The 1381-nt window shown below is 70.2% G+C and carries 2 protein-coding genes; both read left to right on the top strand.

Going from position 1 to position 1381, the window contains the following annotated elements; genetic code table 11:
- A partial coding sequence (locus tag AC1D12_RS33385; protein ID WP_477845383.1) for an NAD-dependent epimerase/dehydratase family protein occupies positions 1 to 645 on the top strand: 645 nt, incomplete at its 5' end.
- Positions 642 to 1381 (top strand): hypothetical protein (locus AC1D12_RS33380; RefSeq protein ID WP_477845382.1); only part of this gene is annotated, 740 nt, incomplete at its 3' end. The genes AC1D12_RS33385 and AC1D12_RS33380, both read left to right, overlap by 4 nt.

The raw sequence follows: 1381 nt of genomic DNA, 5'->3' as shown, positions 1-1381 counted from the left end.
GTGGAGAGCAATCTGTTCCTGCCTGCCCGCCTGCTCGACCTGTGCCGCACCGCGGGCTGCACGCAGTTCATCAGCACCGACACCTTCTTCGGCAAACCGCAGTTCAGCTACCCGCACCTGCAGGCCTACATCCGATCCAAGCGCGAGCTGCTCGAGTGGGCACAACTCGCCTGCGCCACCGATCCGCAGCTGCGCTATTCCAGCCTGCGACTCGAGCACGTCTACGGCGAAGGCGACGGTCCGCGCAAGTTCGTGCCCGACCTCATCGCCAGGCTGCAACGCGGGCAGCCGCAGATCGAGCTGACCGCGGGCGACCAGCTGCGCGACTTCATCCACGTCGAGGACGTCGCCCGCGCCTATGCCTGCGTGCTGGGCGAAGGGCTGCGCCTGCCGGCCGGTGTCACCGAGTACCAGGTCGGCACCGGCAGCGCCATCCCGCTGCGCCGGTTCGTGGAAACCGCGCATCGGCTGACGGCCTCATCCTCGCACCTGAACTTCGGTGCCCTGCCCCATCGCCCGGGCGAGATCATGGCCTCGGCCGCCGACACCCGCCGGCTCGCCGCACTCGGATGGCAGCCAGCCACGGCGCTGGAGGACGGGCTGCTGCGCACGGCGGCCGCCAGTCTGTCGGGGACGTCGCAATGAAGCTGCGTCCGCATCACTGGGTGGTCCTGTCGGCCTGGGCCGGCAAGGTGGTCACGGCCGTGATCCAGATTGCCGTCATCCGCGTCATCATCGACCGCATCGGCATCGATCTCTATGCCGGCATGGCGCTGCTGACCGGCCTTGCGGGGTGGTATGCGCTGGCGGACGGCGGCATCGGCAACAGCCTGCAGAACCACATCGCCGAGCGTCGCGCCAGGTCCGAGTCCTCGGACGGCCTGGTCTGGACCGGCCTGCTGCTGGCGCTCGCGCTGCTGCTGGGCCTGATGGTGCTGCAGTCGCTCATCAGCCCCATCCTCGGGCCGCTGCTGCTCAAGAACATCCCCGGCCTGGACGACGCGGCGCGGGCCGCGTCCTTCCGCGTGTTCGGCCAGCTCTCGCTGCTGGCAGTGGCCGGGGGGCTGGTTTACAAGGTCTGGTACGCCGTGCAGAAAGGCTATCTCGCCAACGTGCTGCCCGCGCTGGCCGCCGTGATCGGACTCATCGCCGTGAAGCACGTGCCGGCCGCCGCGCCCGCCGACCAGCTGCTGTGGTGCCTGGTGGCCATCGTCGCGCCCACCGCGCTGCTGCCGCTGCCGTTCGCCGTGGCCCATGGCATCCGGGCCTGGCTGCGCGGCGGCCGCCTCACCCGCGGCCACACCCGGATCCTGATGAGCCGCGCCGCGCAGTTCACCGGGCTGGCGGTGATGGCGGCCGTGGTCCTGCAGGTCGACTACAT

The organism is Rhizobacter sp. P1_G5 (assembly GCF_056405435.1).
This window is presented reverse-complemented; position numbering and strand designations above follow the sequence as displayed.